Below are 20,880 nucleotides of genomic sequence, written 5' to 3' on the forward strand. Positions count from 1 at the left end.
GGTAAGATGAACATAGCTCATAACGAATCCTCCGTTGAATGTGGTGTGGTAGCTTTATTCTACACGAGGTCGTTATGGGTTTTTTTGTGTTTTCTCCTAGGTGTTGCACTTAATATTACAATTCGTCCAACAAAAAGGAGGTAAGCTTTCGCTCACCTCCAAATGTCTTACTTCGCGAGTTTCGCGTTGTGGAATTTCTCCATGATACCAGCTTTTGAGAAGAGGTTACGAACTGTGTCTGATGGTTTAGCACCTTCAGCGAGCCATTTAAGAGCGAGCTCTTCGTTAAGTTTTACTTCTGCTTCTGGTTTAGCAACCGGGTTGTAGTATCCGATTTGCTCGATGAAACGACCATCACGTGGTGCACGTGAGTCTGCTACTACCACACGGTAGAAAGGTGATTTGTTTGCGCCCATGCGCTTAAGACGAATTTTAACTGCCATTCGTAAGTCCCTCCAGATATTAAATAGTTTTTTTGGTTTAGTCAAATTGACAACTTCACTAGTATACAACGTTACAGCAAAAGAGAAAAGACTTTTAGAAGAATGGGAGGCCAAAGCCGCCTTTCTTTTTCCCTTTGCCCATTTGGCCGGAGAATTGTTTCATCATCTTCCGCATGTCTTCAAATTGCTTAATCAACCGGTTCACTTCTTGAATGCTACGACCACTGCCGCGCGCAATCCGTTTCCGACGACTCGCATTGAGGATTTCCGGTTCAGTCCGCTCCCGTTTTGTCATCGATTGAATAATCGCTTCGACATAAACAAGTTGCTTCTCATCGATTTGAGCATTTTTCAAGCCCTTCATCTTCCCTTTACCGGCACCCGGAATCATTCCTAACAACTCATCCAAAGGACCCATCTGTTTCACTTGCTGCAACTGCTCGATGAAATCGTCAAACGTGAACGATGCATCGCGCATTTTTCCTTCGAGTTCCTTGGCGCGTGTTGCGTCCATTTGGAACTCTGCTTTTTCAATCAGCGATAACATGTCTCCCATACCGAGAATCCGTGACGCCATCCGCTCTGGGTAGAATGGCTCGATTGCGTCTAGCTTCTCTCCAAGACCGACGAACTTAATCGGTGCTCCGGTGACTGCCTTGATGGAGAGTGCTGCTCCGCCTCGAGTATCTCCGTCGAGTTTCGTCAGGACGACCCCTGTTACACCAAGCTTTTCATTAAAGCTTTCTGCAACATTGACCGCATCCTGACCCGTCATCGAGTCGACGACAAGGAAGATTTCGTTAGGCTTGGCGATTTCCTTCACATCCACGAGTTCCTGCATGAGGCCCTCATCGACATGTAAGCGTCCCGCCGTATCGATCAACACGATATCGTGGTGATGCTCTTTTGCATAGTCGAGCGCGCCGGTAACGATTTCTTGTGGACTTACCTGATCTCCCATCGAGAAGACCGGTAATTCAAGTTGTTTTCCTAGCGTCTCAAGTTGTTTAATCGCAGCCGGACGGTAAATATCCGCTGCGACGAGCAGTGGACTGCGATTGTGTTTTTTCCGTAAATGATTGGCGAGTTTTCCGGTTGTCGTCGTCTTACCAGCCCCTTGAAGACCTGTCATCATGATGACGGTCGGTGGTCGGTTAGCGAGTGTCAACGGAGATACTTCTCCCCCCATCAATTTCGTCAATTCGTCATGGACGATTTTGACGACTTGTTGACCAGGTGTGAGAGACGTCATCACGTCTTGACCGACGGCGCGCTCTTTCACATCATTAACGAACTGTTTCACAACTTTGAAGTTGACGTCGGCTTCTAATAACGCAAGACGAACCTCACGCATCATTTCCTTTACGTCCGCTTCAGAAATCTTACCTTTACCTCGCATTTTGGCGAGACTGGCTTGAAGCCGTTCCGATAATCCTTCGAATGCCATTGATGATGCCTCCTACTCTAATTGCTCTAGTGACTCAATCGCCACCAGTGCCTCGCTTGGAAGGTCGAGCTGCTTCAGTTCTTCAAGAAGGATCTTTCGTCGCTCATATTTTTGAAACAAGGAAAGTCGTTCTTCATATTGCTCAAGCATCGCTTCCGTACGTTTTATGTTGTCGTAGACTGCTTGTCGGCTGACTTCAAACTCATCGGCGATTTCACCTAACGAAAAATCATCTAAATAATAGAGTGACATATAATTTCGTTGCTTTGGCGTCAAAAGCTCCTGATAAAAGTCAATCAGATAATTCATCCGGTTCGTTTTATCAAGTGTCATCCGAGCACCTCCACGGTTGTTAAGTGAAATTCCTTTACAGATAGTATAGTACAGCCCCCACAGTGTGTTGTCAAGTTTTTTTCTTTACAAGCAAACCTAGCTTATTCCTCTGCTGATGCCTCGTCCGTCGTTTGCTTTTCCTCAAATAAGTCACCGAAGAGACCATGGACGAATTGCTCGGCATTAAACGGTTGGAGATCGTCAATTTTTTCACCTAATCCAACGAACTTCACGGGTAGGTCCAGTTCGTTCTTGATTGCGAGAACGATACCACCTTTTGCTGTCCCGTCGAGCTTCGTCAAGACGATGCCGCTGACATTCGTCGCTTGTTTAAATGCCTTTGCTTGTACCATCGCATTTTGTCCGGTCGTCGCGTCGAGCGCCAGCAGGACTTCGTGTGGAGCGCCTGGAATTTCACGTTCGATGACGCGTTTGACTTTTTCGAGCTCATTCATCAAGTTGACTTTGTTTTGGAGACGTCCTGCCGTATCACAAATCAAGACATCGACTTTCCGCGCTTTTGCCGCCTGAACAGCATCGAAGACGACGGCAGCAGGATCTGACCCTTCTCCTTGACGGATGACCGGTACGCCGGAGCGTTCGCCCCAGACTTGCAACTGATCGATGGCTCCGGCACGGAATGTATCGCCTGCTGCGAGCATGACCGTTTTCCCTTCATTCTTCAATCGATTCGCAAGTTTCCCGATTGTCGTCGTTTTCCCGACACCGTTGACACCAACGAATAAGATGACACTGAGGTCGTGGTCTAAATCCAGTTCCGTTTCTTCTTCTTCAATCAACATGTTAGCGACGACTTCGACGAGCACGTCCCGGACCTCTTTTGTATCTTTAACATTTTTTCGTTTCACTTCAATCTTTAATTTTTCGACGAGATCCATCGTCGTCGTCACACCGACATCAGCTTGAATCAACACTTCTTCTAACTCTTCGAAAAATTCTTCATCGACTTCACGGAAACGGTAGACGAGGTCATTGACGGCACTCGCTAGCCCGTCCCGCGTCTTTGACAGACCTTCTGTAAATTTAGTCGTGACTTCTTGTGTCGACGTCGTCAAACGGTCTTTTAGTTTCTTAAAAAAACTCATCGTTTTAGCTCCTTTGATTCTACTTCTTCACTCAATGTTCGCCGTGCTTCTTCTAGTTTAACGGATAATACTTCCGAAATACCGTTTTGTTGCATCGTCACACCATATAAAACGTCTGCCGACTCCATTGTCCCTTTTCGGTGCGTGATGATGATGAATTGTGTGTCACGTGCCAGTTGATGAACGAATTCGCCAAACCGGGCGACGTTCGCTTCGTCGAGTGCGGCTTCGACTTCATCAAGAACACAGAACGGGACAGGGCGCGTCTTCAAAATTGCGAACAATAGTGCAATCGCTGTTAATGCCCGTTCCCCACCAGACAGGAGAGACAAGTTTTGCAGCTTTTTCCCAGGTGGTTTCGCGACGATGTCGATACCGCTCGTCAAGAGGTCGCTCGGATCAACTAAAATCAAGTCAGCTTCGCCGCCGCCGAACAGTTCGCGGAATGTCTCACGGAAGTGTTCCCGGACCGCCGTAAAGGTCTGTTTAAAGAGCCGGACGACTTCCCGGTCCATCTCGTCAATGACGGCATACAAATCTGTTTTCGCCGTCACTAAATCATCGCGTTGCGTCGAGAGGAATGTAAAACGTTGATCGACTTCTGCAAACTCTTCAATCGCACCGATGTTAACGATGCCGATTTCTTCTAATTGGCGTTTGAGCAAATGTAACTCTTCTTTCGCCTCTTCGAACGGAATCGTCAGTGGTTCGATCAATTCAAGAATCAAGCCCATCTCATCAAGTGTCTCTTGGCGTGTTTCGAGACGGGTACTGATTCTCCCTTGACTCAGTCGCGCTTGGTCGAGTTGGTATTTTGCTGTTTGCTGTTCTTCCTTGAGCTTCGCTTCCCGGATTCGGAGTAGTCGTAAATTCTCCCCCTCCTGCTGAATCCGTTCCGTGATGGCTTTTAATTCTTGTTCGACCGTTGCTTGTTCTTGTAGCATCTGTGTCTGCTCCGCGTGTAAGGCGACAATTTGATCTTCACCGAATCCCTCGAGGACATGTCTCAAATCACGTCGCTTGTGACTCCGCTCGAGTTTCGTATGATTCAATGATTCCTCGATTCGCTCAACTTCACGATTGACTTGATCAAACTTCAAGGCCATCGTTCGTTCTTCGAGTAAAGCATCTGCCTGTTGTTGCTTCAGCTCATCGATCGTCACAGCCCCCCGTGCCTGTGCCTCTTTTAGCTGATCGAGATCACGTCTGAGTTCTTGTTGACGCTTCGTCAACTTCGCGATATCGTGTTCTGCTTGTTCAATCGTCGCCTTCGCGTCCCGTTCTTGCTCCGCCAATCGTTGCAATTGACCATCTTGGACGGACAGCTCAGAGGCTGTGATTGCGAGACCATGTTTCGCCTCCGTCAACTCATCCCGAAGTGATTCAAGTGTCGTTCGTATCGTTTTCATGTCTTGCGCAAGCGTCTCAAGCGTAGCGTTCAATTGTTCGCCCGCTACTTTCATCTCCGCGAGGCGGCGCTCTTGTTCACGAATGACGGCTTGTCCTTGTGTCAGACCTTCTCGGAGTTCGTCTAACTCCCGTGATTGACTAAAGAGTGGCGTCCCTTTTTTCCGACTCCCCCCTGTCATCGAACCACCGACGTTGACGACATCTCCGTCAAGCGTCACGAGTCGATACCGATGTCCCGTCGCGCGGGCAATCGCATTCGCCTGTTCAAGCGATTCGACGACAAGCGTCGTCCCAAGCAAATTTTGCTTTAATTTCGTCAGCTCATCCGTCGTCGTCACGAGTTCACTCGCAACGCCGATGTATCCTTGCATCGCAGACAGTTGATCGCGCACCGATTGATTCAAATCACGCCGTTGAATCGAACTGAGCGGCATGAATGTCGCACGTCCCGCATTTAGCCGACGTAATTCCTGGATCAATGTCCGCCCCGTCGCGTCTGTATCGACGACGACGTTTTGCATGGCACCGCCAAGTGCCGTTTCAATCGCCGCTTCATAGCGCGCGGGGACTGAAATCAACTCAGCGACCGCACCGTGAATCCCTGAAACCCGCTCCCGTTGTTTGAGAATCGTTTTGACAGCACCGAAATAACCGCTGTAATCCGCCTTGACGGACTCGAGAAACTCAATCCGGTCCTCTGTTTTATCACGCCGGCGATGAAGATCGACAATCGATCGTTCGACCTGACTGATCGTTGTTTGTTGCTCCTGCCGCTCCCGCTCACTGTGTGCCTCTTGCTCGACCAACAAGTCTAGTTGTTGACGCGCTTCCTTGACTGCCGCTTCGAGTCGCGTGACGTCGGCTTCGTAAGCAGACCGGACAGATTGTTTTGTCCCGGCCCCTTCCGTAAAGGTCCGCCGTAACGCCTCCGCATCATGCAAGTCTTGTTTCGCACGATTGTAGGCATTGTTTGTCGCCGCCAGTCGACTCGCCACTTCGAACGCTTCAGACCGAAGTTGTTCCGCTTCTTTTTCAAAATCACGATCCGAGTAGGTTAATGCAGCATCTGCTTGTTCACGCCGCTTGACGGTCCCCATGTGTGCTTGTTGTGTCTCTTCTCGCAACAAGGCTGCTTTTTTTGCTTCCCCATCGATTTGAGCAACACGGGCTTCGAGTGTCGCGACTTCTTGTTCGAGCCGTTCCTTCATCTGCGTCCCATGTTTCTCCCGTTCTTTTGCTAAATTCAACGAACCCTGAATTTCAACGAGCGTCGTCGAGACGTGACGTAACCGTTCTTGCATATCCGTTTCCATCCGGCGAATTTCTTCCAGTCCGGCTTCTTGTGTTTCTCTCGCGGCCTGTGTTTGTTGCAGGCGTTCTTGTTCTGTTCCTAGCTGCTGATCAAGTGTTTCGATTTCCATCGTCAACTGCGTCAGTTGTGTCATGTATCCTTGAATTTCTTCCGCGATGATACCACGCTCTAAAAACTCAAACCGGTCGCGGGCAATCAAATATTCTTTCGCAAGCGACGCTTGTTCGCGTAACGGTTCAATCCGTCCGCCGAGTTCAAACAAAATATCATCGACACGTGATAAATTCGTTTCCGTGTCACTCAGCTTCCGTTCTGCCTGTTTTTTCCGGTGGCGGTATTTTAACACACCCGCTGCTTCCTCGATGACGGAGCGCCGCTCTTCCGGTTTCCCGGAGATGACCTGCTCGACACGACCTTGACCGATGATTGCAAAAGCATCGCGGGACAGACCCGTGTCCATGAAGAGATCGAGGACGTCCTTTAAGCGACATGGTTTTTTATTCAGGAAATAATCGCTATCTCCATTACGACTGACGCGTCGTGTCACGCTTAACTCTTGATACGGTAACGCGACCGTTCCCGATTCATTATCGAGGACAAGTGTCACCTCAGCGAACTGCTTTCGATGTTCTGACATACTGCCGGCGAAGATGACATCTTCCATCTTCGCGCCGCGCAATGATTTAGCCGATTGTTCACCGAGGACCCAGCGCACGGCATCCGATATATTCGACTTCCCACTACCGTTCGGTCCGACGACTGCCGTCACTCCCGGTAGGAAGTCAAGTTCTGTCCGGCTCGCAAAAGATTTGAAGCCGTTGATTTCAATTCGTTTTAAGTACATCTTTACCACCCGTATGTTTAAATTTCTTTTAATTTTCTTTTAGTTTACCATAGCCGAAAGGTCTACAAAATGGTAGGTTTTATGGTAATGTTAACCGTAAAGACGTGAAGAGGAGAATTCAACGACATGACAATTGAACAAATGATTGAAGCAATTTTGGATAAATTGAATATTATTAATAAAGGTGTCATCAAAGCCGAGCAATTCGACGGCACAAAAAATGACGATTTGAAAGAAATTTATGAGTTCGTCATGATGCGTGAATCGTTATCACTCGCTGAAGTCGATGCGATCGTCGACGAACTGAAATCTCTGAAGACGGTTTAAAACCCGTACAAAAAAGGCGGTCCTACTGGGGCGCCTTTTTTGTACGGGTTTTTAAAATTGTTTTTTCAGTTCAAGCAAAGCTTGTTTCGCCGCTTGTTGTTCTGCCTCTTTTTTAGAACGTCCTGTCCCGATACCTTCTAGCTTACCTGGAACTTGAACACGTGAGATGAACTCTCGGCTATGCGCAGGTCCCCGCTCTTCGATGATCTCGTATTCAATCTGTCCGAGACCGACACGCTGAATGGCTTCTTGTAACTGACTTTTAAAATCGGTCTGTTCTTCAAAAAAGCCAGACGCCACTTTCGGAAAAACCGCTTCGGCGAGGAATCGCTCTGCTGCTTCAATGCCTTGATCGAGATAAAGTGCACCGATAAACGCTTCAAATACGTCAGCAAGTAATGCTGGACGATTTCGTCCGCCTGTCAGTTCTTCCCCTTTACCAAGCAAAATCAGATCAGAGAATTCATAATGGTTCGCAAACTGGACGAGCGATGGTTCACAGACGATAGCTGCTCGCAGTTTTGTTAATTCCCCCTCGGAACGTTCCGGGTAGTGTTCAAATAAATAGCGCGAGACGGTCAACTCTAAAACAGCATCTCCTAAAAACTCAAGTCGTTCATTATCTCCATCTGATTCGCGTTGTTCGTTGACGAACGACGAATGCGTGAATGCTTGTTTCAACAACTCGACGTTTGTAAAATGAATCGCGAGACGTGTTTGTAAATCTGCAAATTTCTGCTCAATCTGCGCTAACGTCCGAGCATCTTTTCGACGTTTTACGTAAGGTCCTTTTCGGACACGTCGTCCTTTTTGATTCGTCATATTTCCTCCTAAACAGCTAAATCCCACCGCAAAAAGCGCGGTGGGTCAGCGTCATTGATTAGACTTGTGTTTCGATGTAGCTGACGACATCGCCGACAGTCTTCAAGTTTTCTGCTTGATCGTCTTCGATTGTGATTTCGAATTTATCTTCGAGATCCATAACGAGTTCCATCACTTCAAGTGAATCGGCACCGAGATCGTCCTTAAACGATTTGTCGAGTGTGATTTCACTCTGTTCTTTTCCTAATTTTTCTGCGATTGCTTCTTGTACGTCTACTAAAATTTGTTCTTTTGTCATTTGAAAATCCCTCCATGAGTTGAGTATATAAGATGATTGCCAATTTGGCAAAGTACTACCGTTGTTACCTTACATTGTCATGCCGCCATCGACGGCAAGTGTTTGCCCCGTGATGTAACGGGCTTCGTCAGAAGCGATGAAGCTGACGAGTGCTGCGATGTCTTGCGTTTGCCCAAACCGTTTCAATGGAATTTGTCCAAGTGACAGATTCCGTTGCTCGTCCGTCAATTCATCGGTCATATCTGTCTCGATGAATCCTGGGCAAATCGCGTTTGCTGTGACACCTTTACTTGCCAGTTCACGGGCGACGGATTTCGTCAACCCAATCAAACCAGCTTTCGCGGCCACATAGTTGGCCTGCCCCGGATTCCCTGTAATTCCGACAACCGAAGCGATGTTGATGATTCGGCCACCTGTCTTCATCAACGGCCGTGACGCAGCTTGTGTGACGAGGAATGCACCTTTGAGATTCGTATCGACGACAGCATCAAAGTCAGCCTCTTTCATCCGCATCAATAAACCGTCACGTGTGATCCCCGCATTGTTGACGACACAATCCAGTTGACCAAACGTATCGACCGTCTGCTTGACTAACGCCTTGACTTGATCGGCGTTCGCAACGTCTGCTTGGATGGCGATTGCCTCACCGCCAGCCGCGATGATGTCCGCGGCGATGGCTTCTGCTTTTTCTGTGCTCCCGGCGTAGTTGACGACCACTTTAAAGCCGTCTGCCGCGAGGCGTGTTGCGATTGCCGCACCAATCCCCCGGGAAGCGCCAGTTACGAGTGCTACTTTACTCATCCACGAATTCCCTCCGCTTCTAGTTGTTCAAGTGTCGTGATACTAATGATCTTGACATCTTTTTTGATTCGTTTGACGAGTCCGCTCAGTGGCGAAGATGGTCCGAATTCGATAAATGTATCTACACCGTCTTCTATCAACTGTTCGACACACGCCTCAAAGCGGACAGGGGAATACAATTGTTGGACGAGCAACCGTTTCAAGTCGTCCGGTTGATCGTGAAACGCTCCGTCAACGTTTGAAATGAATTTTGCTTGCGCTGCTTCGAAGGGTGAAGAAGCGAGGAAATCTTCAAACCGTGACGCGAACGGTGTCATCAAGGACGAATGGAACGCACCTGAAACATCGAGTGGTAAAACACGTTTCGCACCGAGTTCTTTCAATTTTGCTATCGCCGCTTCGACGGCAGCGACGTGTCCCGAGATAACGAATTGCCCAGGGCAGTTGTAGTTCGCGATTTGAACGATTTCACCTGTCGCAGCAATCGATTCGACTGCATGATGCGCCGCTTCGACGTCATTCAACCCGATGACGGCAGCCATTGTTCCACCAGATACTTGGTTCATCAACTTCCCACGTTCGTGGACGAGGTACACGGCTTCACTCGGTGTGATGACCGACGCCGCGACGAGCGCACTATATTCTCCGACACTGTGTCCAAGGACATAATCTGGTTTGTTCCCAAGTGCTGCATAACGGCTCGCAAGAAGTGTGCTGTGTGCGACAATCGCAGGTTGAGCGAGATCTGTCGCTTTCAACTCTTCTTTTGTTCCTGTCGTTAACAATGTTGTTAAATCCAAGCCGATTCGTGTCCCGAGATCGACTAACGCTTGTTTTGTTTCTTCCTCAGTGACAAGCGTCTGACCCATACCGGGCATCTGTGAACCTTGCCCTGGAAACATCCATACCGTTTTACCCATCTCGCTCACTCCTTTAGCTCTGTTTCGTCTTCGCCTCGATGATTTTCGTGACAACGTGTTGCTCGACCATCATCTCTGCCTGCGCAAGTGCGCGGCTGAAGGCATAGGCATTACTTGAACCATGCGCTTTAATGACAGGCGCAGCGATTCCAAATAATCCAGCGCCACCGTATTCCTCATAGGCAAGCAATTGTTTCATTTTTTTTAGTTTTGGTTTTAAAATCAAAGCAGCGATTTTCGAACTGAATGAACTCATGAATTGTTCCTTCATGACCCCCATGATCATACTAGCGGCACCTTCTGTACTTTTCAGCAACGTGTTGCCAGCAAATCCTTCCGTGACGATGACATCCACATCACCACTCATCGCTTCTCTCGCCTCGACATTTCCGACAAAATGAATCGGGGCCGTCTCAAGTAAAGGATACGTCTCCTTCGTCAATGCGTTGCCCTTACCGGCTTCTGAGCCAATATTGAGTAGACCGACTTTCGGTTTCGTAATCCCACGGACTTGTTCTGCGTAGACGGATCCCATAATCGCATAATCAAGCAGATGTTCTGCTTTTGCGTCCGGATTTGCGCCGACATCTAAGATGACGACACCTTTTCCGTTTCGCGTCGGGAACGTCGGGGCCAGTGCAGGACGGTCAATTCCTTCAATCCGACCAATCACAAACAATCCAGCGGTCATCAAAGCACCCGTGTTGCCTGCTGAAATTAAGGCATCCGCCTCTTTCGATTTCACCAGGTTTGCAGCCACGACGAGTGAACTATCTTTTTTCCGCCGAATCGCCCGGACCGGTTCGTCTTCTCCAGTAATGACAGTTGCTGCGTGAACGATCGTCACGCGAGGATCCTTGATGTCATAAGAACGTAATTTTAATTCATCTCCGACTAATCGAATCTCGATGTCTGCTTTCGGGCGCTCTGCTAAGTACTGCGTCACCCCTTCAACGATGGCACGTGGAGCATGATCGCCCCCCATTGCGTCTACTGCTAAAATCATCATGATTCCTCCTTACTGCTGCGATACACCGTGAATTCACCGATAAAAACACACTCGTCGCCGACATAACTTTCGACGTTGATGTCCGACCGTCCATCTTGACGGTGTGAACTGACGAACGCTTTCGCGACGACCCGTTCTCCGACGTGGACCGACCGTGTGAATTGGACATTGGCACGTGTCGTCAATGCCAATTCATCATCAATCAACGCAATCGCAAGCGAATTGGCTTGCGCAAATAAAATATGTCCGCGCGCAATCGCATTGCGGCTAAACGCATGTTCCGGTAAGATTTCTAAAATCGAAATCGCGGATGTATCGAGTTTCAGGTCAATCATATCACCAATGACTTCACTTTCGGTTAAAGTACGCACATCATCGAGTCGCTCTGTCGCAACGTGTTTAATCCGTTCCCGTAATTCAGGAATCTTTAACTCCATTCGATCGAGTCGAATCGTCTGGATGCTGACATTAAATCTGACTGCAAGCGCCTCATCGGTGATGAATGGATTTTGTTCAATCGTATGCTGTAGTTCTACTTGTCGTTCTTTTTTAGGTACCCGCATGTACGTTCCTCCTACAAGAAGGATAACTACTATTATCACCTGGTACTAATAGTAGTATATATCCCCTGTTGTTCACTTTCAAGTATTATTCAATTCTTTCTCCGTCAAGCAAGCCTTGTTCCTCGATATAGTCCCGTAATACAGCATAATCAGCCGCCTGCCAAAACGCGTCTGACCGTAACAAACGAACGGCATCATGACGCGCTGTCTCCATGACTTGGATATCGAGGGCGGGATCTGTCAAAACGAAACGTGGTAATCCGCTTTGTTCCGTCCCGAAGAAGTTTCCGGACCCACGTAATTCTAGGTCTTTTTCCGCCAATTTAAACCCATCATTCGTTTCCGTCATCGTCTTGATCCGCTCTTTTCCGGTATCGGACGACGGGTCAGCAATTAAGATACAGTATGACTGGGCATCCCCACGCCCGACACGACCACGTAACTGGTGCAGCTGCGCGAGGCCAAACCGTTCCGCATCGTAAATGACGATGATCGAAGCATTCGGTACGTTGACTCCGACTTCGACGACCGTCGTTGAGACGAGGACTTGTACCGCATTGTCTTTAAAGGCTTGCATGACCTCGTCTTTTTCAGACGAGCTGAGTCGTCCATGCATTAAGCCCACGGCGTGATCCCGGAACCGTTCGACGAGGAGCATGTGAAGTTCGATTGCATTTTGGACATCAAGTGATTCAGATTCCTCGATCAATGGCGTGATGACATAGGCTTGTCGCCCGAGAAGTAATTCCTTCTCAATAAAACCAAAGACGCGTTCAATCTGTTCTGGTTTCGCCCAGTACGTCTCGATTTCTTTACGTCCTGCCGGCATCTCGTCGATGATCGAAACATCCATATCGCCAAACACGGATATCGCAAGCGTCCGTGGAATCGGAGTCGCTGTCATATAGAGGACATCCGCTTGTTCTGCTTTAGCTCGAAGTCGTTTCCGCTGTTCGACACCAAAACGATGTTGTTCATCCGTAATGACCAGATGGAGGTCTTTGAAAACAACCGTATCTTGAATCAATGCATGTGTTCCGACGAGGATGTCGATTTCTCCTTGTCGTAATGCTTCTAACAACAATTTCCGGGCTTTACCTTTGACGGAACTCGTCAGCAGGCCCACCTTAATCCCGAACGGCTCTAGGAGCGGTGCCAAGGAAGAAGCATGCTGCTCTGCGAGGATTTCAGTCGGAACCATCAATGCCCCTTGTTTGTTTGCACGGATCGTCGCAAACAGCGCAATCGCTGCAATGACGGTTTTTCCGCTACCGACATCTCCTTGAAGCAGCCGGTTCATCCGTTCCGGTCGATGCATATCATTCAATATTTCTTCTGTCACCCGTTTTTGGGCACCTGTTAGCGGAAACGGTAATCCGGCGATGAACTGTGCTACCGCCTCTTGATGTAACGGTAACGCCAGACCTTGCCCCTGTCGTTTACCGAGACGTAAGGTCTGAAGCTTCAGTTGAAAATAGAGACATTCTTCATAGACATAACTTCGTCTTGCCGCCGCCAATTCTTTGCGGTGCGTCGGGAAATGTAAGGTCTTCAGCATCGTCATTCGGTCGAGTAACCGGTACGCCGTCCGGATTGAATCCGGCACACGTTCCCCAATCGATTCAACCGCCGCGAAGGCCAGTTCGACCACACGCCGAAAGGTCTTCATGCGCATGTCACCCTTTAAGGAATAGACCGGTGTCAGCTCCCCTTCGATGGCGCCGAACTGGAGTTCCGTTGCTGAAATCGTCATCCGGTGCAAATCCCACTTGCCGCTGACCGTCACTTCTTCACCGACCTTTAACTGTGCTTTATAAAACGCACGGTTGAACATCGTCACTGTTACACTGTACCGCTCTTCAACAAGCAAGCGGAAGGTCAGCCGGTTTTTCCCTTTTCCGTAATAACGGACGAGTGGTTCTGACTGGACCTGTCCAGTGAATTTGACTTTATCCTCGTGAATAGCTTCCGTCAAACTTCCCGTAACAAAATCATCATAACGAAAGGGGACGTGCTCGAGCACGTCCGCAATCGTTACGATATCCATTTCCGCGAGCTTACCTGCCAAGTCACGACCGATTCCTTTTAAAGTCGTGACTTCACTTGATGGATTCATTCGAAAGCTCTCCGAAAATCTTTGACTCCAGCCAGCGTCCGGTCGGTGTATTCGCAAGTCCACCTTTTGCCGTTTCGCGTAAGGCAGAAGGCATCATCTGACCAATTTCATACATCGCCGAAATGACTTCGTCACACGGGATACGTGACGTGATACCAGCAAGCGCCATATCTGCTGCGACGAGCGCGTTGGCTCCGCCCATCGCGTTTCGTTTAACGCAGGGAACCTCGACGAGTCCGGCGACCGGATCACAGACGAGACCGAGCATATTTTTTAAGGCAATCGCAAATGCGTGCGCCGATTGATCCGGTGTTCCGCCCGCCATTTCGACGATCGCAGCAGCAGCCATCGCGGTAGCAGAACCCACTTCCGCTTGACACCCACCGGCAGCACCTGAAATCGACGCATTATTGGCGACGACGAAACCGAACGCACCCGATGTGAAGAGATAGCGGAGCATCCCTTCGCGCGAAGGCTGAAGCCGTTCTTTGACGGCGAACAACGTACCAGGGACGACGCCCGCGCTTCCCGCTGTCGGTGTCGCACAAATTTTCCCCATCGCCGCGTTGACTTCATTCGTACCAATCGCTTTACTGACGGCATCTAACAGCAAATCACCGGACAATCCGTTCCCTGACGCCCGGTAACGTTGAAGTAAGACAGCATCTCCACCCGTCAGACCTGTGACCGACTCGACACCGTCACCTGCAAGTGACCGTTCAACAGCTTCTTCCATGACTTGAAGATTTCGTTCCATCATCGCGTACACTTCATCACGTTCTAAGTGACGGACTGCCATTTCTTGTTCAATCATGATTTCCGAAATCGGAACGTTCTTTTCAGTAGCAAGTGCTACGAGTTCCTTTACTGATTTAAACATTTTTTCACTCTCCCATCATGACGGATCGTTCGACTTGTGGTAACCGATTAATTTCTTCTAATACTTCTTTTGGCATCCGATCATCGATTTCGATCGCCATCAGTGCCTGTCGTCCTTTTTCATGACGCGACACTTCCATGTGACCGATATTGATTTCATAGTCGGCAAGAATACGCGTCACTGCTGCAATCGCCCCAAAACGATCGTGGTGTAAGACGACGAGTGCCGGCCCACCGCCTGAAAGGCGTAACGGTACACCATTTAGTTCTGTGATTTCAATCGTTCCCCCACCGATTGAAATACCAACAAGTTCAAATTGATTCTCACCATCTGTCAAATGGACTCGCGCCGTATTCGGGTGGTCCGTCAGTGCCTCACTTGTTTCAAAATGAATCCGAATCCCTTTGCCTTCTGCAATTTTAATCGATTCTGGAATGCGGTCGTCGAATGTATCATAACCGAGCACGCCACCGATGATTGCCACATCCGTCCCGTGTCCACGATACGTGTCGGCGAACGATCCATAAAACGTGATGTAAATGTCTGTTGGTGTCTCCCCGAATAACTTACCAGCCATCAATCCAATTCGCGCTGCCCCTGCTGTATGCGAACTAGAAGGTCCTACCATGACAGGACCGATAATATCAAACACACTCCGATATTTCATCTTTTTTCCCCTCTCTTTTACAGTAAACAAAATCCCACCTCTATTATCGCAGATGGTGGGATTCGTGAACAGGTAACTTCACCTTTATTATTTATTCAACGCTAAGAATGTATGAATAAAGTGGTTGTTTTCCGTCATGGACTTCGACTTCCGCTTCCGGGTTGACGGATTCGATATAGGCGACCAACTCGTCGACCTCATCTTGTGTGACCCCTTCACCGAATAAAATCGTTACGATTTCGTCGTCTTCCGTCACGAGCGTATCGACTAGTTTTTTTGCTGCACCGAGACTTGAATGATCCGTTGCGACGATTTGTTTTTCAGCAATCGCCATGTGATCATCTTTTTTAATCTCGACACCATCGATGCTTGTGTCACGGACGGCATATGTGATTTGTCCTGACTTCACGGCACCAATCGCATCCATCATGTGACGTTCGTTTTCTTCGACTGTCGCTTCCGGATTGTAGACGATTGTCGCAGCGAGTCCTTGTGGGACCGTTTTTGATTTCACGACTGTCACGCCGCACGTCGCAACCGATGCCGCTTGTTCAGCCGCCATGATGATATTCGAGTTGTTCGGATAGACGTAGACGTGGTCTGCATGTGCGTCTTCGATTGCTTTGACGATATCTTCCGTCGACGGATTCATCGTCTGTCCACCTTCGATGACGATACTGACGCCGAGCGATTTAAAGAGTTCACTGATGCCTTCCCCCATCGCGACCGTCACGAGTGCCGATTTCGCTTTCGTTTTCGTTTTCGGTGCAGTTGGAGCCGTCACATGGTTGACACCCTCTTCGTCTAAAATCGTCGAGTGCTGCTGACGCATATTTTCGATTTTAACCGCAACGAGTTCACCAAATTTTTGACCTTTATTGATGACATCACCTGGTGTCTCGACATGGACGTGTACTTTTAAGAGTTCTTCATCCGCGACGACGAGGAGCGAATCCCCGAACTCTGACAGTTCGTTCCGGAAGTCTTCTTCACTGAACGGTGCGTCTGCTAATTTATCTTCTTGGAAACGAACCATGATTTCCGTGCAGTATCCGTAATGGATTTCTTCCGTCGACATGAAGCTTTGAGCCGATTTATGATGCTCTGCTTCGACGAGTGCTTCCATGACAGGTGCATGCGGTTTTTCAAGTTCCTTCCCTTCGAGTGTCGCGAGGAACCCTTCATAGATGCAAACGAGTCCTTGTCCACCTGAATCGACGACACCGACTTCTTTTAAGACCGGCAAAAGATCGGGTGTTCCTTCGAGCGAAACTTTCGACGATTCGACGATTCCACGCATTAATTCAAGTAAATCTGTCGTCGTTTCCGATTGAGCGATTGCCGCGACTGCTGTCTCACGGGCGACCGTTAAAATCGTTCCTTCAACAGGTTTCATGACAGCTTTGTATGCCGTATCGACACCTTTTTGCAAGGCATCTGCGAATTCTTTCGTATCAATCGTTTGTTTACCTTCAATCGATTTTGAAAAACCACGGAATAATTGACTTAAGATGACACCCGAGTTTCCACGGGCACCCATCAAGAGACCACGGGCAAATACAGATGCGACGTCCGAGACAGAATCAGCTGTTGCTTTTGTTGCTTCTTTCGATCCAGATGTCATCGTCAAGTTCATGTTCGTCCCTGTGTCCCCGTCCGGGACCGGGAATACGTTCAGCGAATCGACGAAATCTGCATTTTGATAGAGATTTGCTGCACCATTTTGAATCATCTTGGCTAATTGGGCTCCTGTTAAACGATCTACACTCACTAAAGTTTCCTCCTCTATTTCCGTCTTAGACATTCGTCAAACGGACTCCTTGGACAAAAATATTTACAGATGTCACTTCTAACCCTAATGCTTGGTTCAACGTATATTTAACACGGCTTTGAACATTGTTCGCGACTTCAGAAATTTTCGTACCGTAACTCACAATGATATGCATATCGATGTGAACTTGATCTGAAGATTGTCGAACGATGACGCCACGTGCAAAATTCTCACGTTTCAATAATTCAGCTAGCCCATCTTTGATTTGTGATTGTGATGCCATACCAACGACACCAAAACATTCCATTGCTGCTCCGCCCGCTAGTTGCGCGACGACATCATTATCTACATCAATCTTTCCATAGGTCGTTTTCATCTCGATCGCCACCTGAGTAGCCCCCTTTAACTATTTGTGTTCTTCTCGTAATTCTACTATAAGGACCTACTATTGAAAAGTCGCCGTACTGACTATACAATGAATAAGTGAAAAATAGTAGCGGTCAAATGAACTTTTACCATCATCCTCATTCATTATTTTAAATTTTGAGGTTCTCTGTCAAGTTTTTTTCTTGTCAGCTACTTTTTTTATGTTGCAACCGTCTTAACAGCATGCTAAGATAGCAAAGTGTCTATTAGGACGAACGCAAAACAACATAAAAGGAGGCGGAACGCATGGCACGTAAATGCTACGTTACTGGAAAATCGCCGAAGTCGGGAAACAACCGTTCACACGCATTGAACAAAACGAAACGCACTTGGGGAGTCAACGTACAAAAAGTACGTATCCTCGTTGACGGTAAACCTAAAAAGGTTTGGGTTTCAGCTCGAGCTCTTAAATCAGGTAAAGTCGAACGCGTATAAGGCGCAACTAATCGGACGGGAATCTTCCCTTCCGGTTTTTTTGTCGTCTTTTTTATTTTTCTCCTAAAGTAATTGTCGGAGCGTTTGAAAACGCTTACAATGAATTGGCATTTACTTTATGCTCAAGGGGGAATTCATCATGCAGTTAAAAAGAGCCATGACGAGCCGACATCTATTTATGATTTCGCTTGGTGGTATTATTGGAACGGGGTTATTTCTCGGTTCGGGATTGACGATTTCGCAAGCAGGACCACTCGGGGCGGTTCTCAGTTACATCGTCGGCGGGACGATCATGTACTTAACGATGCTCTGTCTAGGGGAGTTGGCCGTCCACATGCCTGTGTCCGGTTCATTCCAAACATATACGACACGGTTCATCGGTCCAGGTATCGGTTTTGCCGTCGGCTGGATTTATTGGCTCGGCTGGGCCGTGACCGTCGCTCTTGAAATCACAGCTGCTGGCAGTCTGATGGATCGCTGGTTTCCAAACGTTCCCGTCGTCATCTGGTGTGCCTTATTTACCGTCATCTTATTTGGTTTGAACGCCATCTCTGCGAAAGCATTCGGGGAAGCAGAATTTTGGTTTTCAAGCCTCAAAGTACTCGCCATCCTGTTCTTCATCGGACTCGGGGGAGCCGCATGGTTCGGATGGATTGATATGGCGGCTGAACGACCAGCTACGTTGTTCGCAAACTTTACGGCGAACGGTTGGTTTCCGAACGGAATCCTCGGTGTCTTGACGACGATGATCGCCGTCAACTTCGCTTTCCAGGGAACTGAATTGATTGGTGTCGCTGCCGGGGAGTCGAGCGATCCTGAAAAATCGATTCCGAAAGCGATTCGTAATACCGTTTGGCGGACGTTTATTTTCTTCGTCCTCTCGATTACGATCATCGGTGCCTTGATTCCGTATGAATCAGCGGGCGGCATCAGCAGTCCCTTCATCATGGTCTTTGACGCAATCGGCATCCCATATGCTGCCGATTTAATGAACATCGTCGTTTTGACGGCACTCTTATCCGTCGGAAACTCCGGTCTGTATGCCGCGACACGCATGCTCTGGTCGATGTCGCAAGAAGGCATGATTTCAAAGAAACTTGCCATCGTCAATCAGCGAGGTGTGCCGATGCGTGCTTTAGCGTTTACGATGCTGTTCGCGATGTTATCCTTATTGACGGCATTTTTTGCCGAGGACACCGTCTTCATCTGGTTGTTATCCATCGCCGGTCTCGGAGCACAAGTCGGTTGGATTTCGATTTCAGCTTCGCAAATCGCTTTCCGGCGTCAATTCATCAAGGCAGGACACACGCTTGACGAATTGAAGTTCAAGACACCGTTCTTCCCGGTCTTACCGATCGTTTCGTTCTCACTCAACCTGCTTGTCTTAATCAGTTTAGGTTTTCAAGCAGATCAACGTGTCGCCTTATATCTCGGCGTCCCTTTCTTCCTACTGACATGGGCGAGTTACCACCTATTTGTCAAAGGGAAGCACCTTGCTGCCAAAAGCGAACAACAAGCAGCCAGTTCGACACTTCAAGACGAACGACTTTGACGTATTACCTGGTCCTCGGTACATCAGGTGCCGAAATTTAACAATTTCAACTAAACTGCTGACTCAAAAAGCTGCTAAAACATCAAAACGCCGATGCTTCCGTTTTATATACGGACTCATCGGCGTTTGCCATATTCATGACACGTACTTGAAAAGCACATCTCCTGGTCGCTCCAGCAAGATTTGATGGAGGCGTGACACGTATTATTTTTCATGCGTGCGCAAGACGAGGACTTCCCCTTCGGTGACCGTTACTTGCGCGACACCATTCCATTCATTGCTGACCGTCAACGAACCGCCGACCGGAACAGGATGCTCCGTCAAGGGGTATTTGACGCCGCGTAACGTCAAATTCGACGGGACAAGCGGAATGAATGATAGGTAATGATACCCTTCAGACGCGAGCTCGTATTGACCGACTCGCCAGTACCGGACATCCTCACGTTTCGTCACGAGTCGTGCTGCCGGGAATTGTTTTAACAAATAGACGTTTTGCAATGTCATATCGAGTCGTCCACCACTTGCACCGAAGATGAGTAGTTCAGCACCTGCATGATGTTCGTTTGCGTACCGTAACGCAAGTTCTAAGTCCGTTTCATCTTTTTCTGCCGGATGAAGCAATCCCCCATCCGGAACGTATCCGAGCGAGTCGAAGTCACCGATTGCGACATCACAATCAAGTCCTTGCTCTGCTAATGTCGCAATCCCACCATCAACACCGATGACCGTCGTCTGATCCGTGATGAATGGCGCAAGCGCCGGGACGTCTTCGATCGGACCCGCCGCAACGATTAAAACCCGCATCTCAAATACCGCGTGCCGAATAACGTAAGAGACGTGGTGCTGTCGTAAACAAGAGGCCCGCGACGACTCCACATAAGACATACGAAGGAACCATATACGTTGCGTTATAGATTAACGAGTAAGGAACGACCGGTCCCTCGGCATACTCTGCAAAAAAGACGATTCCGCTGATGACGTGACAGATGTAACGTAATCCCGCACCGAGCAGTGTCGCAAACAAGACGACAGTCATGAGACGCTTTTTTTGACCGTCTGCTGCTGCTTTTTTAACCTGACTCGCAAACAATCCACTCAAACCGACGACACCATATGCAAGCGTATAGTCAAGAAGCGGTTGGACGACCGTCAAAATTTGCGGTGCGAACATCAATTGAATCGTTCCGACGAGCGCGCCTGTGATGACACCACCAACGACGCCGTGACGAAAGGCCATGACGAAAATCGGTAACATCGCTAAGCTGATGGATCCCCCTTGCGGCATCTTAAACGGAATCAATAAATCAAATACAACACCGAGACTCGCGAATATCGCAATCTCCATTAACATTTGTAACCGTTTCATACTGTGTTCCTCCTAAAAATAAAATAATGATG

General features: G+C 48.4%; 21 protein-coding genes. 3 read left to right on the forward strand and 18 right to left on the reverse strand.

Annotated elements, in window-relative coordinates; all coding sequences use genetic code 11:
* Positions 1 to 167 precede the first annotated feature (167 nt).
* From rpsP to smc, 5 genes are all read right to left on the reverse strand, one after another.
* Entirely contained in the window at positions 168 to 443 is a 276-nt protein-coding gene (rpsP, locus tag KNQ04_RS00005) for a 30S ribosomal protein S16 (RefSeq protein WP_012370770.1), read from the reverse strand.
* A 94-nt stretch (positions 444 to 537) separates the two neighbouring features.
* Positions 538 to 1,890, reverse strand: coding sequence for a signal recognition particle protein (ffh, locus tag KNQ04_RS00010; RefSeq protein WP_214846484.1), 1,353 nt, complete (start codon positions 1,888 to 1,890; stop codon positions 538 to 540).
* Between the two features lie 12 nt (positions 1,891 to 1,902).
* Positions 1,903 to 2,223 carry a putative DNA-binding protein gene (locus KNQ04_RS00015; RefSeq protein WP_214846487.1) on the reverse strand — a complete coding sequence of 107 codons (321 nt, stop codon included), beginning with the start codon at positions 2,221 to 2,223 and terminating at the stop codon, positions 1,903 to 1,905.
* Positions 2,224 to 2,324: 101 nt separating this feature from the next.
* Positions 2,325 to 3,329 carry a signal recognition particle-docking protein FtsY gene (gene ftsY / locus KNQ04_RS00020; RefSeq protein WP_214846488.1) on the reverse strand — a complete coding sequence of 335 codons (1,005 nt, stop codon included), beginning with the start codon at positions 3,327 to 3,329 and terminating at the stop codon, positions 2,325 to 2,327.
* Entirely contained in the window at positions 3,326 to 6,895 is a 3,570-nt protein-coding gene (gene smc, locus KNQ04_RS00025) for a chromosome segregation protein SMC (protein ID WP_214846489.1), read from the reverse strand. The genes ftsY and smc overlap by 4 nt, the downstream gene beginning before the upstream one ends.
* A gap of 126 nt (positions 6,896 to 7,021) precedes the next feature.
* On the opposite strand from smc, the gene KNQ04_RS00030 reads away from it, so the two are divergent.
* Entirely contained in the window at positions 7,022 to 7,222 is a 201-nt protein-coding gene (locus tag KNQ04_RS00030; protein ID WP_029330856.1) for a DUF1128 family protein, read from the forward strand.
* A gap of 51 nt (positions 7,223 to 7,273) precedes the next feature.
* Here KNQ04_RS00030 and rnc read toward each other — a convergent pair whose 3' ends face one another.
* The 11 genes from rnc to KNQ04_RS00085 all read right to left on the reverse strand — a co-directional run bounded on the left by rnc (position 7,274) and on the right by KNQ04_RS00085 (position 17,457).
* Positions 7,274 to 8,044 carry a ribonuclease III gene (rnc, locus tag KNQ04_RS00035; RefSeq protein ID WP_251136804.1) on the reverse strand — a complete coding sequence of 257 codons (771 nt, stop codon included), beginning with the start codon at positions 8,042 to 8,044 and terminating at the stop codon, positions 7,274 to 7,276.
* Between the two features lie 58 nt (positions 8,045 to 8,102).
* Positions 8,103 to 8,342 carry an acyl carrier protein gene (gene acpP, locus KNQ04_RS00040; protein ID WP_012370777.1) on the reverse strand — a complete coding sequence of 80 codons (240 nt, stop codon included), beginning with the start codon at positions 8,340 to 8,342 and terminating at the stop codon, positions 8,103 to 8,105.
* 69 nt (positions 8,343 to 8,411) lie between these two features.
* Positions 8,412 to 9,143 (reverse strand): 3-oxoacyl-[acyl-carrier-protein] reductase, encoded by a 732-nt coding sequence (gene fabG, locus KNQ04_RS00045; protein WP_214846490.1) that lies wholly within the window; start codon positions 9,141 to 9,143, stop codon positions 8,412 to 8,414.
* Positions 9,140 to 10,063 carry an ACP S-malonyltransferase gene (gene fabD, locus KNQ04_RS00050; protein WP_214846491.1) on the reverse strand — a complete coding sequence of 308 codons (924 nt, stop codon included), beginning with the start codon at positions 10,061 to 10,063 and terminating at the stop codon, positions 9,140 to 9,142. Before fabD ends, fabG begins: the two co-directional genes overlap by 4 nt.
* A gap of 13 nt (positions 10,064 to 10,076) precedes the next feature.
* A complete protein-coding gene (plsX, locus tag KNQ04_RS00055) occupies positions 10,077 to 11,069 on the reverse strand; it encodes a phosphate acyltransferase PlsX (protein ID WP_214846492.1) in 993 nt (330 codons plus the stop codon).
* On the reverse strand, positions 11,069 to 11,635 hold the full coding sequence (gene fapR, locus KNQ04_RS00060) for a transcription factor FapR (protein ID WP_214846493.1): 567 nt from the start codon (positions 11,633 to 11,635) through the stop codon (positions 11,069 to 11,071). Before fapR ends, plsX begins: the two co-directional genes overlap by 1 nt.
* Before the next feature lie 85 nt (positions 11,636 to 11,720).
* Positions 11,721 to 13,751 (reverse strand): ATP-dependent DNA helicase RecG, encoded by a 2,031-nt coding sequence (gene recG / locus KNQ04_RS00065; protein ID WP_214846495.1) that lies wholly within the window; start codon positions 13,749 to 13,751, stop codon positions 11,721 to 11,723.
* Complete coding sequence (gene sdaAA, locus KNQ04_RS00070) at positions 13,735 to 14,631, reverse strand: L-serine ammonia-lyase, iron-sulfur-dependent, subunit alpha (protein WP_214846497.1); 897 nt, start codon at positions 14,629 to 14,631, stop codon at positions 13,735 to 13,737. The genes recG and sdaAA overlap by 17 nt, the downstream gene beginning before the upstream one ends.
* A 4-nt stretch (positions 14,632 to 14,635) precedes the next feature.
* Positions 14,636 to 15,298, reverse strand: a complete 663-nt coding sequence (gene sdaAB, locus KNQ04_RS00075; RefSeq protein ID WP_214846499.1) for an L-serine ammonia-lyase, iron-sulfur-dependent subunit beta — start codon at positions 15,296 to 15,298, stop codon at positions 14,636 to 14,638.
* 91 nt (positions 15,299 to 15,389) lie between these two features.
* Positions 15,390 to 17,069, reverse strand: coding sequence for a DAK2 domain-containing protein (locus tag KNQ04_RS00080; protein WP_483299236.1), 1,680 nt, complete (start codon positions 17,067 to 17,069; stop codon positions 15,390 to 15,392).
* 25 nt (positions 17,070 to 17,094) lie between these two features.
* Positions 17,095 to 17,457 (reverse strand): Asp23/Gls24 family envelope stress response protein, encoded by a 363-nt coding sequence (locus KNQ04_RS00085; protein ID WP_214846503.1) that lies wholly within the window; start codon positions 17,455 to 17,457, stop codon positions 17,095 to 17,097.
* 284 nt (positions 17,458 to 17,741) lie between these two features.
* On the opposite strand from KNQ04_RS00085, the gene rpmB reads away from it, so the two are divergent.
* Both rpmB and KNQ04_RS00095 read left to right on the forward strand, forming a co-directional pair.
* Positions 17,742 to 17,930 carry a 50S ribosomal protein L28 gene (gene rpmB / locus KNQ04_RS00090; RefSeq protein ID WP_023468758.1) on the forward strand — a complete coding sequence of 63 codons (189 nt, stop codon included), beginning with the start codon at positions 17,742 to 17,744 and terminating at the stop codon, positions 17,928 to 17,930.
* Positions 17,931 to 18,069: 139 nt separating this feature from the next.
* Positions 18,070 to 19,482 (forward strand): amino acid permease, encoded by a 1,413-nt coding sequence (locus KNQ04_RS00095; protein WP_214846505.1) that lies wholly within the window; start codon positions 18,070 to 18,072, stop codon positions 19,480 to 19,482.
* A gap of 204 nt (positions 19,483 to 19,686) precedes the next feature.
* Here KNQ04_RS00095 and KNQ04_RS00100 read toward each other — a convergent pair whose 3' ends face one another.
* Together KNQ04_RS00100 and thiT are read right to left on the reverse strand one after the other, a co-directional pair.
* A complete protein-coding gene (locus KNQ04_RS00100; RefSeq protein ID WP_214846506.1) occupies positions 19,687 to 20,286 on the reverse strand; it encodes a thiamine diphosphokinase in 600 nt (199 codons plus the stop codon).
* Position 20,287: 1 nt separating this feature from the next.
* Positions 20,288 to 20,848, reverse strand: coding sequence for an energy-coupled thiamine transporter ThiT (thiT, locus tag KNQ04_RS00105; protein WP_214846508.1), 561 nt, complete (start codon positions 20,846 to 20,848; stop codon positions 20,288 to 20,290).
* Between the last annotated feature and the right edge of the window lie 32 nt (positions 20,849 to 20,880).

Source organism: Exiguobacterium sp. s193 (assembly GCF_018618755.1).
Classification (GTDB): Bacteria; Bacillota; Bacilli; order Exiguobacteriales; family Exiguobacteriaceae; genus Exiguobacterium_A.

Coding starts and splice junctions, on each gene's coding strand:
- KNQ04_RS00100 (WP_214846506.1), bottom strand. CDS start 20,286: ATGCGGGTTTTAATCGTTGCGGCGGGTCCGATCGAAGACGTCCCGGCG.
- acpP (WP_012370777.1), bottom strand. CDS start 8,342: ATGACAAAAGAACAAATTTTAGTAGACGTACAAGAAGCAATCGCAGAA.
- plsX (WP_214846492.1), bottom strand. CDS start 11,069: ATGATTTTAGCAGTAGACGCAATGGGGGGCGATCATGCTCCACGTGCC.
- rpsP (WP_012370770.1), bottom strand. CDS start 443: ATGGCAGTTAAAATTCGTCTTAAGCGCATGGGCGCAAACAAATCACCT.
- sdaAA (WP_214846497.1), bottom strand. CDS start 14,631: ATGTTTAAATCAGTAAAGGAACTCGTAGCACTTGCTACTGAAAAGAAC.
- smc (WP_214846489.1), bottom strand. CDS start 6,895: ATGTACTTAAAACGAATTGAAATCAACGGCTTCAAATCTTTTGCGAGC.
- KNQ04_RS00095 (WP_214846505.1), top strand. CDS start 18,070: ATGCAGTTAAAAAGAGCCATGACGAGCCGACATCTATTTATGATTTCG.
- fabG (WP_214846490.1), bottom strand. CDS start 9,143: ATGAGTAAAGTAGCACTCGTAACTGGCGCTTCCCGGGGGATTGGTGCG.
- thiT (WP_214846508.1), bottom strand. CDS start 20,848: ATGAAACGGTTACAAATGTTAATGGAGATTGCGATATTCGCGAGTCTC.
- fapR (WP_214846493.1), bottom strand. CDS start 11,635: ATGCGGGTACCTAAAAAAGAACGACAAGTAGAACTACAGCATACGATT.
- rpmB (WP_023468758.1), top strand. CDS start 17,742: ATGGCACGTAAATGCTACGTTACTGGAAAATCGCCGAAGTCGGGAAAC.
- fabD (WP_214846491.1), bottom strand. CDS start 10,063: ATGGGTAAAACGGTATGGATGTTTCCAGGGCAAGGTTCACAGATGCCC.
- ftsY (WP_214846488.1), bottom strand. CDS start 3,329: ATGAGTTTTTTTAAGAAACTAAAAGACCGTTTGACGACGTCGACACAA.
- ffh (WP_214846484.1), bottom strand. CDS start 1,890: ATGGCATTCGAAGGATTATCGGAACGGCTTCAAGCCAGTCTCGCCAAA.
- rnc (WP_251136804.1), bottom strand. CDS start 8,044: ATGACGAATCAAAAAGGACGACGTGTCCGAAAAGGACCTTACGTAAAA.
- sdaAB (WP_214846499.1), bottom strand. CDS start 15,298: ATGAAATATCGGAGTGTGTTTGATATTATCGGTCCTGTCATGGTAGGA.
- KNQ04_RS00015 (WP_214846487.1), bottom strand. CDS start 2,223: ATGACACTTGATAAAACGAACCGGATGAATTATCTGATTGACTTTTAT.
- recG (WP_214846495.1), bottom strand. CDS start 13,751: ATGAATCCATCAAGTGAAGTCACGACTTTAAAAGGAATCGGTCGTGAC.
- KNQ04_RS00030 (WP_029330856.1), top strand. CDS start 7,022: ATGACAATTGAACAAATGATTGAAGCAATTTTGGATAAATTGAATATT.